Source organism: Ramlibacter sp. PS4R-6, from assembly GCF_037572775.1.
In the GTDB taxonomy this organism is placed as follows: domain Bacteria; phylum Pseudomonadota; class Gammaproteobacteria; order Burkholderiales; family Burkholderiaceae_C; genus Ramlibacter.
Genome location: NZ_JBBHKA010000001.1, coordinates 3,568,941 through 3,584,362 on the forward strand (window position 1 = coordinate 3,568,941; position 15,422 = coordinate 3,584,362).

15 protein-coding genes and 1 tRNA gene are annotated in these 15,422 nt (G+C 67.1%); 9 read left to right on the forward strand and 7 right to left on the reverse strand.

Going from position 1 to position 15,422, the window contains the following annotated elements:
* Positions 1-46 precede the first annotated feature (46 nt).
* Both rpmA and rplU read right to left on the reverse strand, forming a co-directional pair.
* On the reverse strand, positions 47-304 hold the full coding sequence (gene rpmA / locus WG903_RS17805; protein ID WP_340077913.1) for a 50S ribosomal protein L27: 258 nt from the start codon (positions 302-304) through the stop codon (positions 47-49).
* Between the two features lie 11 nt (positions 305-315).
* A complete protein-coding gene (rplU, locus tag WG903_RS17810) occupies positions 316-627 on the reverse strand; it encodes a 50S ribosomal protein L21 (RefSeq protein WP_340077915.1) in 312 nt (103 codons plus the stop codon).
* 190 nt (positions 628-817) lie between these two features.
* Here rplU and WG903_RS17815 point away from each other — a divergent pair, with 190 nt between their 5' ends.
* The 8 genes from WG903_RS17815 to WG903_RS17850 all read left to right on the forward strand — a co-directional run bounded on the left by WG903_RS17815 (position 818) and on the right by WG903_RS17850 (position 7,519).
* Complete coding sequence (locus WG903_RS17815; protein ID WP_340078274.1) at positions 818-1,747, forward strand: polyprenyl synthetase family protein; 930 nt, start codon at positions 818-820, stop codon at positions 1,745-1,747.
* Positions 1,748-1,775: 28 nt separating this feature from the next.
* Positions 1,776-1,852, forward strand: a tRNA-Pro gene (locus WG903_RS17820).
* 156 nt (positions 1,853-2,008) lie between these two features.
* Positions 2,009-3,745 carry a type IV-A pilus assembly ATPase PilB gene (pilB, locus tag WG903_RS17825; protein WP_340077917.1) on the forward strand — a complete coding sequence of 579 codons (1,737 nt, stop codon included), beginning with the start codon at positions 2,009-2,011 and terminating at the stop codon, positions 3,743-3,745.
* Between the two features lie 17 nt (positions 3,746-3,762).
* Complete coding sequence (locus tag WG903_RS17830; protein WP_340077919.1) at positions 3,763-4,980, forward strand: type II secretion system F family protein; 1,218 nt, start codon at positions 3,763-3,765, stop codon at positions 4,978-4,980.
* Positions 4,980-5,939 carry a prepilin peptidase gene (locus WG903_RS17835; protein ID WP_445263614.1) on the forward strand — a complete coding sequence of 320 codons (960 nt, stop codon included), beginning with the start codon at positions 4,980-4,982 and terminating at the stop codon, positions 5,937-5,939. The genes WG903_RS17830 and WG903_RS17835 overlap by 1 nt, the downstream gene beginning before the upstream one ends.
* A gap of 4 nt (positions 5,940-5,943) precedes the next feature.
* Positions 5,944-6,546: a dephospho-CoA kinase gene (gene coaE, locus WG903_RS17840; protein ID WP_340077923.1), complete on the forward strand. Its 603-nt coding sequence runs from the start codon at positions 5,944-5,946 to the stop codon at positions 6,544-6,546.
* Between the two features lie 8 nt (positions 6,547-6,554).
* Entirely contained in the window at positions 6,555-7,310 is a 756-nt protein-coding gene (zapD, locus tag WG903_RS17845) for a cell division protein ZapD (protein ID WP_340077925.1), read from the forward strand.
* A 5-nt stretch (positions 7,311-7,315) separates the two neighbouring features.
* Positions 7,316-7,519: a DNA gyrase inhibitor YacG gene (locus tag WG903_RS17850; protein WP_340078276.1), complete on the forward strand. Its 204-nt coding sequence runs from the start codon at positions 7,316-7,318 to the stop codon at positions 7,517-7,519.
* A gap of 1 nt (position 7,520) precedes the next feature.
* On the opposite strand, the gene WG903_RS17855 is transcribed toward WG903_RS17850, so the two are convergent.
* From WG903_RS17855 to WG903_RS17875, 5 genes are read right to left on the reverse strand one after another with little or no spacing between them, the layout of a single operon-like run.
* Positions 7,521-7,991 carry an NUDIX domain-containing protein gene (locus WG903_RS17855; RefSeq protein ID WP_340077927.1) on the reverse strand — a complete coding sequence of 157 codons (471 nt, stop codon included), beginning with the start codon at positions 7,989-7,991 and terminating at the stop codon, positions 7,521-7,523.
* Positions 7,988-8,860, reverse strand: coding sequence for an ATP-binding protein (locus WG903_RS17860; protein ID WP_340077929.1), 873 nt, complete (start codon positions 8,858-8,860; stop codon positions 7,988-7,990). Before WG903_RS17860 ends, WG903_RS17855 begins: the two co-directional genes overlap by 4 nt.
* Positions 8,857-10,083, reverse strand: coding sequence for a bifunctional glutamate N-acetyltransferase/amino-acid acetyltransferase ArgJ (gene argJ / locus WG903_RS17865; protein ID WP_340077931.1), 1,227 nt, complete (start codon positions 10,081-10,083; stop codon positions 8,857-8,859). The genes WG903_RS17860 and argJ overlap by 4 nt, the downstream gene beginning before the upstream one ends.
* Positions 10,084-10,110: 27 nt before the next feature.
* On the reverse strand, positions 10,111-11,220 hold the full coding sequence (locus WG903_RS17870) for an MBL fold metallo-hydrolase (RefSeq protein ID WP_340077933.1): 1,110 nt from the start codon (positions 11,218-11,220) through the stop codon (positions 10,111-10,113).
* Positions 11,217-12,002, reverse strand: a complete 786-nt coding sequence (locus WG903_RS17875; protein WP_340077934.1) for a fumarylacetoacetate hydrolase family protein — start codon at positions 12,000-12,002, stop codon at positions 11,217-11,219. The genes WG903_RS17870 and WG903_RS17875 overlap by 4 nt, the downstream gene beginning before the upstream one ends.
* A gap of 120 nt (positions 12,003-12,122) precedes the next feature.
* On the opposite strand from WG903_RS17875, the gene icmF reads away from it, so the two are divergent.
* Complete coding sequence (icmF, locus tag WG903_RS17880) at positions 12,123-15,416, forward strand: fused isobutyryl-CoA mutase/GTPase IcmF (RefSeq protein ID WP_340077935.1); 3,294 nt, start codon at positions 12,123-12,125, stop codon at positions 15,414-15,416.
* Positions 15,417-15,422: the final 6 nt, after the last annotated feature.

Genomic DNA, 15,422 nt, shown 5'->3' on the forward strand with positions numbered 1-15,422 from the left:
GGCCCTGCATGGTGATGCAGGGCCTCTTGCGGTGAGACCTGGTGGCTTACGCCGGGACCACGCTCACGGTCTGCTTGTTCAGCTCGCCCTTGGTCTGGAACTTGACGTGCCCGTCGACCAGCGCGAAGAGCGTGTGGTCGCGGCCGACGCCGACGTTCGTGCCGGGGTGGAACTTGGTGCCGCGCTGGCGCACGATGATCGAGCCCGCCGAAATGAGCTCGCCGCCGAATGCCTTCACGCCGAGCATCTTGGGCTGGGAATCCCGCCCGTTGCGCGTGGAGCCGCCGCCTTTTTTCTGTGCCATTTCAAAGCTCCTTAGACGGCGATGGCGCCGATCTGCAGTTCCGTGAAGGACTGGCGATGACCCTGGCGCTTCTGGTAGTGCTTGCGACGGCGCATCTTGAAGATGCGCACCTTGTCGTGCTTGCCGTGCGCGACGACGGTGGCTTTGACAGTTGCACCGGACACCAGGGGTGCGCCGACGTTGTGCTTGTCCCCGTCCACGACGGCAAGCACCTGGTCGATCACGATCTCCTGGCCGATGTCCGCAGCAATCTGTTCTACTTTGATCTTTTCGCCGGAAGCAACGCGATACTGCTTGCCACCGGTTTTTATGACCGCGTACATGTTGACCTCGATTGGTTATCTATCCACGGACGGATTTCCGCAGAGCCCGCGATCATAGCATAGTTTGCGGTTACTCACAGCGAGCCCGCCCGGGGGCCCCGGCGGGGGCGGACCCCCTTCCTATAATCCTTTTATCTTGACCGCGTCCTCCGCCAGCACCGCCTCCGTGCTCTCCCTGATCGCCGGCGACATGGCCGAGGTGGACCAGGTCATCGCCCGCCGCCTCGATTCCGGCGTGCCCCTGGTCGGCGAGGTGTGCCGCTACATCATCGGTGCCGGCGGCAAGCGCCTGCGCCCCGCCTTGCTCCTGCTGGTCTGCGGCGCACTTGGTTACAAGGGCGCGCAGCGGCACAACCTGGCCGCCGTCGTCGAGTTCATCCACACCGCCACGCTCCTGCACGACGACGTCGTCGACGAGTCGACCCTCAGGCGCGGCCGCGAAACCGCCAACGAGCGCTTCGGCAACCCGGCGAGCGTGCTGGTCGGCGACTTCCTGTACTCGCGCGCCTTCCAGATGATGGTCGACGCCGGCCAGATGCGCATCATGCAGATCCTCGCCGACGCCACCAACGTCATCGCCGAGGGCGAGGTGCTGCAGCTGATGAACATGCACGACCCGTCGCTCGACGAGGCGGCATACCTGCGCGTGATCCGCTCGAAGACGGCAAAGCTGTTCGAGGCCAGCGCGCGGCTGGGCGCCGTGCTCTCCGGCTCCGGCACGCGCGTCGAGGAAGCCTGCGCCACCTACGGGCAGGCGCTGGGCACCGCCTTCCAGGTGATCGACGACGTCCTCGACTACGCCGGCGACGCCTCGGAGATGGGCAAGAACCTCGGCGACGACCTGCGCGAGGGCAAGGCCACGCTGCCGCTGATCGCCGCGATGCGGCGCGGCACGGCGGACCAGGCCGCGGTGATCCGGCGCGCGATCGAATCGGGCGGCGCCGGCGAACTCGATGCGATCGTCGCCATCGTGCGCGACACGGGTGCCCTGGAAGTGACGCGCGAAGCGGCGGCGCAGGAGGCCGCGCGTGCGATCGAAGCGGCGCGCATCCTCCCGTCCAATTCGTACACGGAGGGTTTGCTACAATTGGCGGCTCAACTGCTTTCGCGCCGCGCCTGATTGCCAGGACCGCCGGCCGAGCCGCAGACGGGGTGTAGCTTAGCCTGGTAGAGCGCTACGTTCGGGACGTAGAGGCCGGAGGTTCGAATCCTCTCACCCCGACCAGTTTCCCCTCTCGTTTCCCCTTAGGTTCGTGCGTGACTTCGTACCAACTGCGAGGCGGCGTTTGCCCGTGCGCGCGTTTACAGCCCCGGGGCAATCAGCGATGATCGGCGAGCCCTGCTGAGTAGGACAGGCAGGGCCACGACCCCCGAAAAGCCCATGGCCGCCGTCGATCCCGTCGCATCCGAATCGCCTTCGATGGCGCTGCCCGGCCTCGCCCGCGCGCTGGTCTCGGCCGGCAAGCTGGGGCAGAAGTCGGCGGAAGAAATCTACAAGCGCGCGCAGGGCAACCGCACCAGCTTCATCGCCGAGCTGGTGGGCTCGGGTTCGGTCTCGGCCTCGGACCTCGCGCACACGATGTCCACGGCCTTTGGCGCGCCGCTGCTCGACCTGAACGCCGTCGACCCCCCGCGCCTGCCGAAGGGCCTGCTCGACACCAAGATCTGCCAGACGCTGCGCGTCGTGGTGCTGTCCAAGCGCAACAACCGCCTGATCGTCGCCACGGCCGACCCGTCGGACCAGCAGGCCGCCGAGAAGATCAAGTTCTCCACCCAGATGGGCGTGGACTGGATCATCGCCGAGTACGACAAGCTGACCAAGATGGTCGAGGCCGTCACGACGACCGCGACCGAGACGATGGACAGCATCATCGGCGAGGACTTCGAGTTCGACGAGTCGAGCATCGAGGCCGCGACCGACGATGCCGAGGCCGCCACCTCCGAAGTCGAGGACGCGCCGGTCGTCAAGTTCCTGCAGAAGATGCTGCTGGACGCCGTGTCCATGCGCGCGTCGGACCTGCACTTCGAACCCTACGAGTTCCAGTACCGCGTGCGCTTCCGCATCGACGGCGAGCTGCGCGAGATCGCCTCGCCGCCCACGGCCATCAAGGAAAAGCTGGCCTCGCGCATCAAGGTGATCTCCAAGATGGACATCTCCGAGAAGCGCGTGCCGCAGGACGGCAAGATGAAGCTGAAGGTCGGCGCGGACCGCGTCATCGACTTCCGCGTCAGCACGCTGCCCACGCTCTTCGGCGAGAAGATCGTGATCCGTATCCTGGACCCGTCCAGCGCCAAGCTCGGCATCGATGCGCTTGGCTATGACACGGTGGAGAAGGAGCGCCTGCTCGAAGCCATCGGGCGGCCCTACGGCATGATCCTGGTCACCGGCCCCACGGGTTCGGGCAAGACGGTGTCGCTCTACACCTGCCTGAACATCATGAACAAGCCGGGGGTGAACATCTCCACCGCCGAAGACCCGTCGGAAATCAACCTGCCGGGCGTGAACCAAGTCAACGTCAACGAGAAGGCCGGCCTCACCTTCGCGGCGGCCCTCAAGTCCTTCCTGCGCCAGGACCCGGACGTGATCATGGTCGGCGAAATCCGCGACCTGGAAACGGCCGACATCGCCATCAAGGCCGCGCAGACGGGCCACCTGGTGCTGTCGACGCTGCACACGAATGACGCGCCCACCACGCTCACGCGGATGCGCAACATGGGCATCCAGCCGTTCAACATCGCGTCCAGCGTCATCCTGATCACGGCCCAGCGCCTGGCGCGGCGCCTGTGCCCGAATTGCAAGGCGCCGCACGACATCCCGCACGAGTCGCTGATGGACGCCGGCTTCAAGGAAGAAGACATCGACGGCACGTGGACGACCTACAAGCCGGTGGGCTGCAGCGCCTGCAACAACGGCTACAAGGGGCGCGTGGGCATCTACCAGGTCATGCCGATCAGCGAGGACATGCAGCGCATCATCCTCGAAGACGGCAGCGCGCTGGACATCGCGAAGCAGGCCTCCGCCGAAGGCGTGAAGACGCTGCGCGAGTCGGGATTGTCGAAAGTGCGGCAGGGCCTGACCTCTCTGGAGGAAGTGCTCGCCGTGACCAACATCGCGTGAAGAATTAAGGGAACGCCATGGCTACAGCAGCTGCCGCAAAAGTCACCGAATTCGTCTTCGAATGGGAAGGCCGCGACCGCAACGGCAAGCAGGTGCGCGGCGAGACGCGCGCCGCCGGCGAGAACCAGGTGCAGGCCGCGCTGCGCCGCCAGGGCGTCACGCCCACGAAGGTCAAGAAGCGCAAGATGCGCTCGGGCGCGAAGATCAAGCCCAAGGACATCGCGATCTTCACCCGCCAGCTCGCCACCATGATGAAAGCCGGCGTACCGCTGCTGCAAGCCTTCGACATCGTCGGCCGCGGCAACGCCAACGCCAGCGTCACCAAGCTGCTCAACGACGTGCGCACCGACGTCGAGACCGGCACGTCGCTGTCGGCCGCGTTCCGCAAGTACCCCCTGTACTTCGACAACCTGTACTGCAACCTGGTCGAGGCCGGCGAAGCCGCCGGTATCCTGGAAGCGCTGCTCGACCGCCTGGCGGTCTACATGGAAAAGACCGAGGCCATCAAGAGCAAGATCAAGTCGGCGCTGATGTACCCGATCTCGGTGGTGGTCGTGGCCTTCATCGTGGTGTCGGTGATCATGATCTTCGTGATCCCGGCGTTCAAGGAAGTGTTCACGTCCTTCGGCGCGGACCTGCCCGCGCCGACGCTCTTCGTGATCGGCATGAGCGAGTTCTTCGTGAAGTGGTGGTGGCTGATCTTCGGCGGCCTGGGCGGCGGCCTGTACTTCTTCTTCCAGTCGTGGAAGCGCAGCGAGAAGGTCCAGATCTTCATGGACCGCCTGATGCTCAAGCTGCCGGTCTTCGGCAACCTGGTCTACAAGTCCGTGATCGCACGCTGGACGCGCACGCTGTCCACCATGTTCGCCGCGGGCGTGCCGCTGGTCGAGGCGCTCGACTCCGTCGGCGGCGCTTCCGGCAACTACGTTTACCAGTCGGCCACCGAGAAGATCCAGATGGAGGTGGCCACCGGCACCAGCCTCACGGCCGCGATGACCAACGCCAACGTCTTCCCGACCATGGTGCTGCAGATGTGCGCGATCGGCGAGGAGTCCGGCGCGCTCGACCACATGCTGGGCAAGGCCGCGGACTTCTACGAAGCCGAGGTCGACGACATGGTGGAGGGCCTCTCGAGCCTGATGGAGCCGATCATCATCGTGTTCCTCGGCGGCCTGATCGGCGGCATCGTCGTGTCGATGTACCTGCCGATCTTCAAGCTGGGCGCCGTCGTCTGATGGTCTTTTCGCATGGGGTGGACGCTGGCCTGGCCGGCGTCTTCGGCCTGCTCGTGGGCAGCTTCCTCAACGTGGTCATCTACCGGCTGCCGCGCATGATGTACCGCGAGTGGCTGGACGAGTCGCTCCAGAACCTGCAGGACGCCCCGCCCGTGCCCAGCCTGTGGAAGCTGGTGTTCGGCCCCGGCCAGGACACGCCGCGCGAGCTCGAAGCCGCGGCCACCGCCGGCGGCAAGCAGCTGCAGGCGCTGCCCCCCTTCACCATCATCGGCCCGGCGTCGCGCTGCCCGCGCTGCGGCACGCCCATCCGCTGGTACCAGAACGTGCCCGTCGTCAGTTACCTCGTGCTGCGAGGCAAGTGCGCGGCGTGCGGGAACCCGATCTCTCCGCGCTACCCGATCGTGGAACTGGTCACGGGCGGCCTGTTCGCCTTCTGCGTGTGGAAGTTCGGCGTGTCGCTGCAGGCGGCGCTGTGGATGGCTTTCTGCGCGCTATTGCTGTGCCAGTTCCTGATCGACCTGGACACGCAGCTCCTGCCCGACACGCTCACCTACCTGCTGCTCTGGCTGGGGCTCGGCGGCGCCGCGCTCAAGCTCACCGGCATCCCGCTGGCCGAGGCCGTGTGGGGCGCCATCCTCGGCTACGGCGTGCTGTGGGTGATCTTCCAGGCGTACAAGCTCGCGACCGGTCGCATCGGCATGGGCCACGGCGACTTCAAGCTGCTCGCTGCGCTGGGCGCGTGGCTGGGCGCGTCGTACCTGCTGCCCATCGTGCTGCTGTCTTCCGTCGTCGGCGCGGTCCTCGGCATCGCGCTGATCGCGATCGGACGGATCGCCAACCGCCACATCCCGATCTCGTTCGGGCCCTTCCTGGCCGCCACCGGCATCCTCGTGCTGGTGCTCGGCCCGCAGGCGATGCGCGACTACTTCCCGTTCGCCTTCGCGCTCGACCGGCTGTAGCGGCATGACGCTGCGCGTGGGCCTGACCGGCGGCATCGGCAGCGGCAAGAGCACGGTGCTCGCGATGCTCGCGCAGCTGGGCGCCACCGCCATCGACGCCGATGCGATCTCGCGCGGCACCACCGCCGCCGGCGGTGCGGCGATCGCGGAGATCGCGCGCGTGTTCGGCGCGGGCTTCATCACCCCCGAAGGCGCGCTGCACCGCGAGCGCATGCGCGAACACACCTTCACCGATCCGCAGGCGCGCAAGCAGCTGGAAGCCATCATCCATCCGCTCGTCGGCGCCGAAAGCGCGCGGCAGGTCGAAGCCGCGCTGGCGGCCGGCGCGAAGTGCATCGTCTTCGACATCCCGCTGCTGGTGGAGTCGGGACGCTGGCGCCAGCAGGTGGACCGCGTGCTCGTCGTCGACTGCTCCGTCGAGACGCAGGTGGCCCGCGTGATGCAACGCAGCGGCCTGAAGGCGGACGAGGTGCGCGCCATCATCGCCGCGCAAGCCACTCGAGAACAGCGCCTCGCCGCGGCCGACGTCGTCGTCTGCAACGAGCATCTTTCGCTGGAGGAACTCGCTAACGAAGTGAAGCAGGCGGCGCTGGGCTTCGGGCTATGATGCCCGCCGTGATCCTCTACGAATACCCGTTCAACGAACGCATCCGTACGTACCTGCGGCTGGAACACCTGTTCCGCCGCCTCGGCGAACTGGTCCCGCGCAACCACCCGATCGATCACCACTACGCGCTGGCCACCGTCTTCGAAGTGATGGACGTCGCCGCGCGCGCCGACCTCAAGGCCGACGTGATGAAGGACCTGGACCGGCAGCGCACGCAGCTCGGGAACTACCGCGGCAACCCAGCGGTGTCGGAGCAGGTCCTCGACGAGGCGATCGGCAAGCTCGATCGCTCCTTCAACCTCCTCAACACCATCCCCGGCAAGGCCGGCCAGTCGCTGACCGAGAACGACTGGCTCATGAGCATCCGCAGCCGCATCAACATCCCCGGCGGCACCTGCGAGTTCGACCTGCCCGCCTACTACGCGTGGCAGCACCGCTCGCCGGAGCAAAGGCGCGCGGACCTCGAGCGCTGGGCCGGCGCGCTGGGCCCGCTCGCGGAGTCGGTGCACATGCTGCTCAAGCTGCTGCGCGATTCGGGGACGCCCCAGAAGGTCGTCGCCACCGGCGGGCAACTGCAGCAGAACCTGCCGCAAGGCCGCAGCTTCCAGCTGCTGCGGCTGCGCATCGATTCGTCGCGCGGGCTCGTGCCGGAGATCAGCGGCAACCGCCTGATGATCTCCGTGCGCCTCATGCGCCAGGAGGCTGCGGACAAGATGCAGCCCGTCAACGAGGACACGGCTTTCGAGCTCACGCTCTGCTCGTGATCGCGATGGGAAGCGAAGCGAAGCCACGCATCGTGCGCTGCCCGGCCTGCGGCGGCGACAGCGTCTATGCGCCCTCCAACCGGTGGCGGCCGTTCTGCAGCGAACGCTGCAAGGGCATGGACCTGGGCGCCTGGGCCAGCGAGAACTTCCGCGTGCCGGCCGACACGCCGCCCGACGACCAGGCCTTCGGCGACCCGAAGGAGCGCTAGTTCACGCTTCGGCGTGCGTGGGCCCCGCGTGACCGCGCTCCTGCGCGAACCACTGGAGCACGGGCACCGTGCCGGGCAACACCGGCTTCACGTCGACGGGCAGTTGCTGCCACGCGCAGGCCTGGCCTTCGTGCATGTGCAGCTGCCCTTCCCACTCGAACACCTTGCAGAAATTCAGGCGCACCAGCGCATGCGGGTAGTCGACGCGCTCGACGCGCCACGGATGCACGGCGCCGATCGTGACGCCAATCTCCTCGATGAGCTCGCGCCGCAAGGCCTGTTCGACGGTCTCGCCGGCTTCGACCTTGCCGCCGGGGAACTCCCAGTAGCCGGCGTAGACCTTGCCTTCCGGGCGCGAGGTGAGGAGGAACGCCCCGTCCTTGCGCACCAGCACGCCCACGGCGACTTCGACCTCCTTGCGGTCGGGCCCGCCTTCGCGCGGGCGGTCGCCGTCGGCAACGAGGATGGTCACTTGCCCTTGCGGCCCGCGTAGTCGCGCGCGAACTGGTAGGCCACGCGGCCGCTGCGCGAGGCGCGCTCCAGTGCCCAGACGAGCGCCTCGGGGCGCGAAGCCTCGATCTCTGACGCGCCGACACCGAAGGACGACAGCCACTGCGCGACGATGGCCAGGTACTCGTCCTGGCTGAAGGGGTAGAAGCTGACCCACAGGCCGAAGCGCTCCGACAGCGAAATCTTCTCCTCGACCACCTCGCCGGGGTGCACCTCGCCGTCCTCCGTGTGCGTGTACGAGAGGTTCTCCTTCATGTACTCCGGCATCAGGTGGCGGCGGTTGCTGGTTGCGTAGATCAGCACGTTCGGCGTGGCGGCCGCGACCGAGCCGTCGAGGATCGACTTGAGCGCCTTGTAACCGGGCTCGCCCTCCTCGAAGCTCAGGTCGTCGCAGAACACCATGAACTTCTCCGGCCGCGAGGCAACGATGTCCACGATGTCGGGCAAGTCCACCATGTCGGACTTGTCGACCTCGATCAGGCGCAGGCCCTGCTTCGCGTATTCGTTCAGGCAGGCCTTCACCAGCGACGACTTGCCCGTGCCGCGCGCGCCCGTCAGCAGCACGTTGTTGGCCGGCTGGCCCTGCACGAACTGCAGCGTGTTGCGCTGGATCTTCTCCTTCTGCGGCTCGATCTCCTTGAGGTCCGAAAGGCGAATTTCCGCCACGTGCCGCACGGGTTCGAGCACGCCGTGGCCCGACGCGCGCTTGCGGTAGCGCCACGCGATCGCCTCGTCCCACTTTGGCGCCGACAGCGGCTGCGGCAGGATCGCCTCGATACGCGCGACGAGTTCCGCGGCGCGCTCGATCAGGTGTTCGAACTTCTCGTTCACGACCGGTAGTCCGCGTTGATGCTCACGTAATCATGGCTGAAGTCGCACGTCCACACGGTGTCGGTGGCCGTGCCGCGGCCGAGATTCACGCGCACGAGGATCTCGCTTTTCTTCATCACGCGCTGCCCGTCCTCCTCCCGGTACGACGGGTTGCGCCCGCCCTTGACGGCCACGTGCACGTCGTCGAGGAACAGGTCGATCTTCGTCTGGTCGAGGTCGGCGATGCCGGCGTAGCCCACGGCCGCCAGGATGCGGCCCAGGTTGGGGTCGCTGGCGAAGAAAGCGGTTTTCACCAGCGGCGAATGGCCGATGGCATAAGCCACCTGCCGGCACTCGTCCTTCGTACGGCCGCCTTCGACCTGCACGGTGATGAACTTGGTGGCGCCTTCGCCGTCGCGGACGATGGCTTGCGCCAGCAGGCGCGCGACTTCCATCATCGCGTCGCGCACCGCGCGGCCATCGGCGCTGTCCAGCGACGAGACCTGCGGACCGGCCTTGTTGGTGGCGATGACCACGAAGGAATCGTTCGTCGATGTGTCACCGTCCACCGTGACGCGGTTGAAGGACCCCTCCGCGAGTTCGAACGCCAGCTTCTCCATCAGCGCCGGTGCGATGCGCGCATCGGTGGCGAGGAAGCCCAGCATCGTCGCCATGTTGGGCCGGATCATCCCGGCGCCCTTGCTCACGCCGGTGACGGTGATCGTCTCGCCTCCCAGCTTCACCTGCCGGCTGAAGGCCTTGGGCAGGGTGTCGGTGGTCATGATGCCTTCGGCGGCGCGCAGCCAGTTCCTCTCCGACGCATCGGCCACGGCCGCGGGCAGGCCCGCTTCGATCCGCTCGATGGGCAGCGGCTCCATGATCACGCCGGTGGAGAACGGCAGGACCTGCCGCGCGTCGACCTTCACCTGCGCGGCCAGCGCCTCGCACATGCGGCGCGCGCGCTTCAGGCCCTCTTCGCCGGTGCCCGCATTGGCGTTGCCCGTGTTGATGACGAGTGCGCGGATCGCATTGCCACCGCCCAAATGCTCGCGGCACACCTGCACCGGCGCCGCGCAGAAGCGGTTCTGCGTGAACACGCCACCCACGGAGGCGCCTTCGTCGAGGAGCACCACCGTCAGGTCCTTGCGGTTCGCCTTGCGGATGCCCGCTTCCGCCACGCCGATGCGCAGGCCGCGCACGGGGTGCAGGTCCTCGGCCTTGGGTGCGGCCAGGTTGACTGCCATCGCTTTTTTTCCTGTGGTTGGTGGTGATCAGCCCTGCCGCCAGGGCAGGCCGCGCTGGCGCCAGCCGCCGCGGTTGCCGCGCTGGCCGTTCTCGTCCGGGTCACCCTCGAAGCCTTCGAGGATGTTGTACGACTCGATCCCCAGCTCGGTGGCGCGCCGCGCAGCATGGGCCGAGCGCGCGCCGCTGCGGCACAGCATCACCGCCTTCTTGCCCGGGGGCACGGCCTGGCGGATCTGCTCGTCGAAATCGGCGTTCATCTTCATGCCGGGCCATTGCTTCCACACGACGTTGGCCGCGCCGGGGATGAAGCCCACCCATTCACGCTCGGCGTCGCTGCGCACGTCCACCAGCACCGCATCGCCCTTCTGCCACCACTCGTAGGCGGTCTGCGGCGGGATGTTGCCGGCATAGCCCTGCGCCGGCGGCGGCACGCCGTCGTTGCCGCCGGCGTCGTGGCGCAGCCCGGAGCTCAGGTTCGCCGGCACCGCTTCGTCGAGGCGCCTGGGCTTGGGGAGGTTCAAGTCGTCCATGATCTTCACGAATTCTGCCAGCGACTTGCCGGCCACCCGCGCATTGGTCCTTTTCTCCTGCCCGATGGTGGAGCACGAGCGTTCGTTGTAGTCGTGGGCCGGCCAGACGACGGTTTCATCGGGCAGCGCGAACAGGATTTCCGTGATGCTGCGGTACAGCTGGGCGGCGCTGCCGGACTGGAAATCGGTGCGGCCGCAACCGTTGATCAACAGCGTGTCGCCGGTGAAGACGTTGCCTCGCCACACGAAGCACATGCTCCCGGCCGTATGGCCGGGCGTGTGCAGCGCGCGCAGCTCTTCGCCGCCGAAACGCAGCACGTCGCCGTGCCTGAGCTGCACGGCCGCGGTGCCGATGTTGCAGCCCTGCGGCGCGGCGGTGCGCGCACCGGCATGCTCGGCAAGCGCGGCCGCGCTCGTGATGTGGTCGGCATGCGCGTGCGTCTCGACGCTCCACACGAGCTTGAGCCCGCGCTCGCGCAGAATCGCCAGGTCGCGCTCCAGCTGTTCGTCCACCGGGTCGATGATCAGCGCCTCGCGCGCAGCGGCATCGGCCAGCAGGTAGGTGTACGTGCTGGAGGCGGGGTCGAAGAGCTGGATCGGCGTCACACGATCTTGACGCTGAGGTTCGGCAGGCGGTCGATGTGGATCTCGATCACGTCGCCGCGCACCACCGGCCCGACGTTCTCGGGCGTGCCGGAATAGATGATGTCGCCGGGGAAGAGCTCGTTGGCGAGCGACAGGTTGGCGATCTGCTCGGCCACCGACCAGATCATCATCTGCAGGTCGGACGTCTGCTTGATGGTGCCGTTGACCTTCAGCCAGATCTGGCCGTTGCGGAAATGGCCCACCTGCGGCACCCGGTGGATCGCCCCCAGCACCGCCGAATGGTCGAAGCTCTTGCCGATCTCCCAGGGCTTCTTCTCGTCGCCCATGGCGCGCTGAAGGTCGCGCCGCGTCATGTCCAGGCCCAGCGTGTAGCCGTACACGTGGTCCAGCGCCTGCGCCACGGGGATGTTGCGGCCGCCCTTGCCGATGGCGGCGACCAGCTCGACCTCATAGTGGTAGTTCTTGGTGAGCGTCGGGTAGGGGTGGTCGGCCACGGTGCCGACGGGGACGTACTGGATGGCGTCGGTCGGCTTCTGGAAGAAGAACGGGGGTTCGCGGTCGGGGTTGGAGCCCATCTCGATCGAATGGGCGCGGTAGTTGCGGCCGATGCAGTAGATGCGCCGCACCGGGAACACCTCATCCGATCCCACGATCGGGATGGTGCTGGTCTTCACGGCGAACGGGCTGCGGGCGCCCGACTGGGTGGTCCCGGTGGCGCAGGCCGCCAGGCCGGCGCCGGCGGCCGCCGCCGCGGCGACATTCACGAACTTTCGTCTTTGCATGGCTTGTGTCTCCTTCTTCCGCCAAACTTCTGGCGGCGCCCATGATGCCGGAACGCATTGCGGGTGCAAGTTGACGTTTACGTAAACGTCAATTAACCTTGCGGCAACCCGGGAGCTTCCATGACCGACCTCTCCGCCGAATTCAAGGCGCTGGCGAGCTATCGACCCACCCACAAGGTGCGCTTCGTCACGGCCGCGAGCCTCTTCGACGGCCACGACGCCGCCATCAACATCATGCGACGCATCCTGCAGGGCATGGGTGCGGAGGTGATCCACCTCGGGCACAACCGCAGCGTGGACGACGTCGTCACCGCCGCCCTGCAGGAAGACGTGCAGGGCATCGCCGTCAGCTCCTACCAGGGCGGCCACGTCGAGTACTTCAAGTACATGGTGGACCTGCTGAAGCAGCGCGGCGGCGCGCACATCCAGGTGTTCGGCGGCGGCGGCGGCGTGATCGTGCCGCCCGAGATCCGCGAACTGCAGGACTACGGCGTCACGCGCATCTACAGCCCCGAGGACGGCCAGCGCATGGGCCTCGCGGGAATGATCGGCGAGATGGTGATGCGCTGCGACAAGGACATCACCGGTTACGCCCCCAAGGACGCGAAGGCAATCCGGGGGCACGGCGAGATGAACTGGCGCGCGCTGGCGCAACTGGTCACCGCCATCGAGAACGGCACCGCCGACGCGAAGCTGATGGACTCGGTGCGCGCGGCCGCGGGCGAGCGCAAGGTGCCGGTGGTCGGTATCACCGGCACGGGCGGCGCGGGCAAGTCGTCGCTCACCGACGAGATCATCCGCCGCATCCGCCTGGACCAGGACGACGACGTGCGCATCGCCGTCATCTCGATCGACCCGTCGCGCCGCAAGAGCGGCGGCGCGCTGCTCGGCGACCGCATCCGCATGAACGCCATCAGCCCGTGGGGCAAGGGGCCGCGCGTGTACATGCGCTCGCTCGCCACGCGCGACTTCGGCAGCGAAATCTCCGCTGCCCTGCCCGACGTCATCGCGGCCTGCAAGGCCGCAGGCTTCGACCTGGTGCTGGTGGAAACTTCCGGCATCGGCCAGGGCGACGCGGCCATCGTGCCGCTGGTGGACCTGCCCATGTACGTGATGACGCCGGAGTTCGGCGCTGCCAGCCAGCTCGAGAAGATCGACATGCTGGACTTCGCCGAGTTCGTGGCCATCAACAAGTTCGACCGCAAGGGCGCGGCCGACGCGCTGCGCGACGTGGCCAAGCAGGTCCAGCGCAACAAGGAGCTGTGGGGCAAGCGGCCGGACGAGATGCCCGTGTTCGGCACCATGGCCGCGCGCTTCAACGACGACGGCGTGACGGCGCTGTACCAGGCGATGAAGCCGCGCCTGGCGGAGCTCGGCCTCGCGGTGAAGGAAGGGCGCCTGCCCATCGCCGGCGTGCGGCACAGCACGAACCAGACGCCCATCGTGCCGCCGGCGCGCACGCGCTACCTCGCCGACATCTCGGAATCCGTGCGCGGCTACAAGAAGAAGGCGCGCGAACAGGCGAAGCTCGCGCGCGAGATCCAGCAATTGCAGGAAGCGGCCCGCATGCTCAAGGTCGACAAGCCCGAGCGCGCGCCCGCGGCGGAAGCGGCGCTGGACCTCGCCGGCAAGCGCAAGTCGAAGATGGACCGCGACGCGCTGCACCTGCTACAGCAGTGGCCCGACATGCAGAAGGCGTATTCGGGCGACGAGTACGTGGTGAAGATCCGCGACAAGGAAATCCGCACCGCGCTGACCACCAAGTCGCTCTCGGGCACGACCATCAAGAAGGTCGCGTTGCCGCAGTTCGAGGACCACGGCGAAATCCTCAAGTGGCTGATGCTGGAGAACGTGCCGGGGAGCTTCCCGTACACCGCCGGCGTCTTCGCATTCAAGCGCGAGAACGAGGACCCGACGCGCATGTTCGCGGGCGAAGGCGATCCCTTCCGCACCAACAAGCGCTTCAAGCTGCTCTCCGAAGGCATGCCGGCCAAGCGCCTGTCCACGGCCTTCGACTCGGTCACGCTCTACGGCAACGACCCCGACCGGCGCCCGGACATCTACGGCAAGGTGGGCAACTCGGGCGTGTCCATCGCGACCCTGGATGACATGGAGGTGCTGTACTCGGGCTTCGACCTGTGCAACCCGGCCACTTCCGTGTCGATGACGATCAACGGCCCGGCGCCGACGATCCTCGCGATGTTCATGAACACGGCCATCGACCAGAACGTGGCGAAGTTCAAGGCCGACAACGGCCGCGAGCCCACGCCCACCGAGGCCGCCAAGATCAAGGAATGGGTGCTGGCCAACGTGCGCGGCACGGTGCAGGCCGACATCCTGAAGGAAGACCAGGGCCAGAACACCTGCATCTTCTCCACCGAGTTCTCGTTGAAAGTCATGGGGGACATCGCCGAGTACTTCGTGCACCACAACGTGCGCAACTTCTACTCGGTGTCGATCTCGGGCTATCACATCGCCGAGGCCGGCGCGAACCCGATCTCGCAGCTCGCCTTCACGCTGTCCAACGGCTTCACGCTGGTCGAGGCGTACCTGGCCCGCGGCATGCACGTGGACGACTTCGCGCCCAACCTGTCGTTCTTCTTCAGCAACGGCATGGACCCGGAGTACACGGTGATGGGCCGCGTGGCGCGCCGCATCTGGGCCGTGGCGATGAAGGAGCGCTACGGCGCCAACGAGCGCAGCCAGAAGCTCAAGTACCACATCCAGACCTCGGGCCGCTCGCTGCACGCGCAGGAGATCCAGTTCAACGACATCCGCACCACGCTGCAGGCGCTGATCGCGGTCTACGACAACTGCAACTCGCTGCACACCAACGCGTTCGACGAGGCGATCACCACGCCCACCGAGGACAGCGTGCGCCGGGCGATGGCGATCCAGCTGATCATCAACCGCGAATGGGGCCTGGCGAAGAACGAGAACCCCAGCCAGGGCTCGTTCATCATCGAGGAGCTCACCGAACTGGTCGAGGAAGCGGTGCTGGCCGAGTTCGAGCGCATCTCCGAGCGCGGCGGCGTGCTGGGCGCGATGGAAACCGGCTACCAGCGCGGGCGCATCCAGGACGAGTCGATGCACTACGAGATGCTCAAGCACACCGGCGAGCTGCCGATCGTGGGCGTGAACACCTTCCGCAACCCGCATGGCGATGTCGTGCTCGAGAAGCTGGAGCTCGCGCGCTCGACCGAAGAGGAGAAGCAGAACCAGCTCAAGCGGCTGGCGGACTTCCACGCGCGCAACGCCGGCGAGGCGCCGGCACTGCTCAAGCGCCTGCAGCAGGCCGTGATCGAAAACCGCAACGTGTTCGAGGTGCTGATGGACGCGGTGCGCGTGTGCTCGCTCGGCCAGATCACCAACGCGCTGTTCGAAGTCGGCGGCCAATACCGCCGCAACATGTGAGCAAGC

Excerpts from the sequence above, each read along its gene's own strand:
- rpmA (WP_340077913.1), bottom strand. The coding sequence starts at position 304 with ATGGCACAGAAAAAAGGCGGCGGCTCCACGCGCAACGGGCGGGATTCC.
- rplU (WP_340077915.1), bottom strand. The coding sequence starts at position 627 with ATGTACGCGGTCATAAAAACCGGTGGCAAGCAGTATCGCGTTGCTTCC.
- WG903_RS17815 (WP_340078274.1), top strand. The coding sequence starts at position 818 with ATGGCCGAGGTGGACCAGGTCATCGCCCGCCGCCTCGATTCCGGCGTG.
- pilB (WP_340077917.1), top strand. The coding sequence starts at position 2,009 with ATGGCCGCCGTCGATCCCGTCGCATCCGAATCGCCTTCGATGGCGCTG.
- WG903_RS17830 (WP_340077919.1), top strand. The coding sequence starts at position 3,763 with ATGGCTACAGCAGCTGCCGCAAAAGTCACCGAATTCGTCTTCGAATGG.
- WG903_RS17835 (WP_445263614.1), top strand. The coding sequence starts at position 4,980 with ATGGTCTTTTCGCATGGGGTGGACGCTGGCCTGGCCGGCGTCTTCGGC.
- coaE (WP_340077923.1), top strand. The coding sequence starts at position 5,944 with ATGACGCTGCGCGTGGGCCTGACCGGCGGCATCGGCAGCGGCAAGAGC.
- WG903_RS17850 (WP_340078276.1), top strand. The coding sequence starts at position 7,316 with ATGGGAAGCGAAGCGAAGCCACGCATCGTGCGCTGCCCGGCCTGCGGC.
- argJ (WP_340077931.1), bottom strand. The coding sequence starts at position 10,083 with ATGGCAGTCAACCTGGCCGCACCCAAGGCCGAGGACCTGCACCCCGTG.
- WG903_RS17875 (WP_340077934.1), bottom strand. The coding sequence starts at position 12,002 with ATGCAAAGACGAAAGTTCGTGAATGTCGCCGCGGCGGCGGCCGCCGGC.
- icmF (WP_340077935.1), top strand. The coding sequence starts at position 12,123 with ATGACCGACCTCTCCGCCGAATTCAAGGCGCTGGCGAGCTATCGACCC.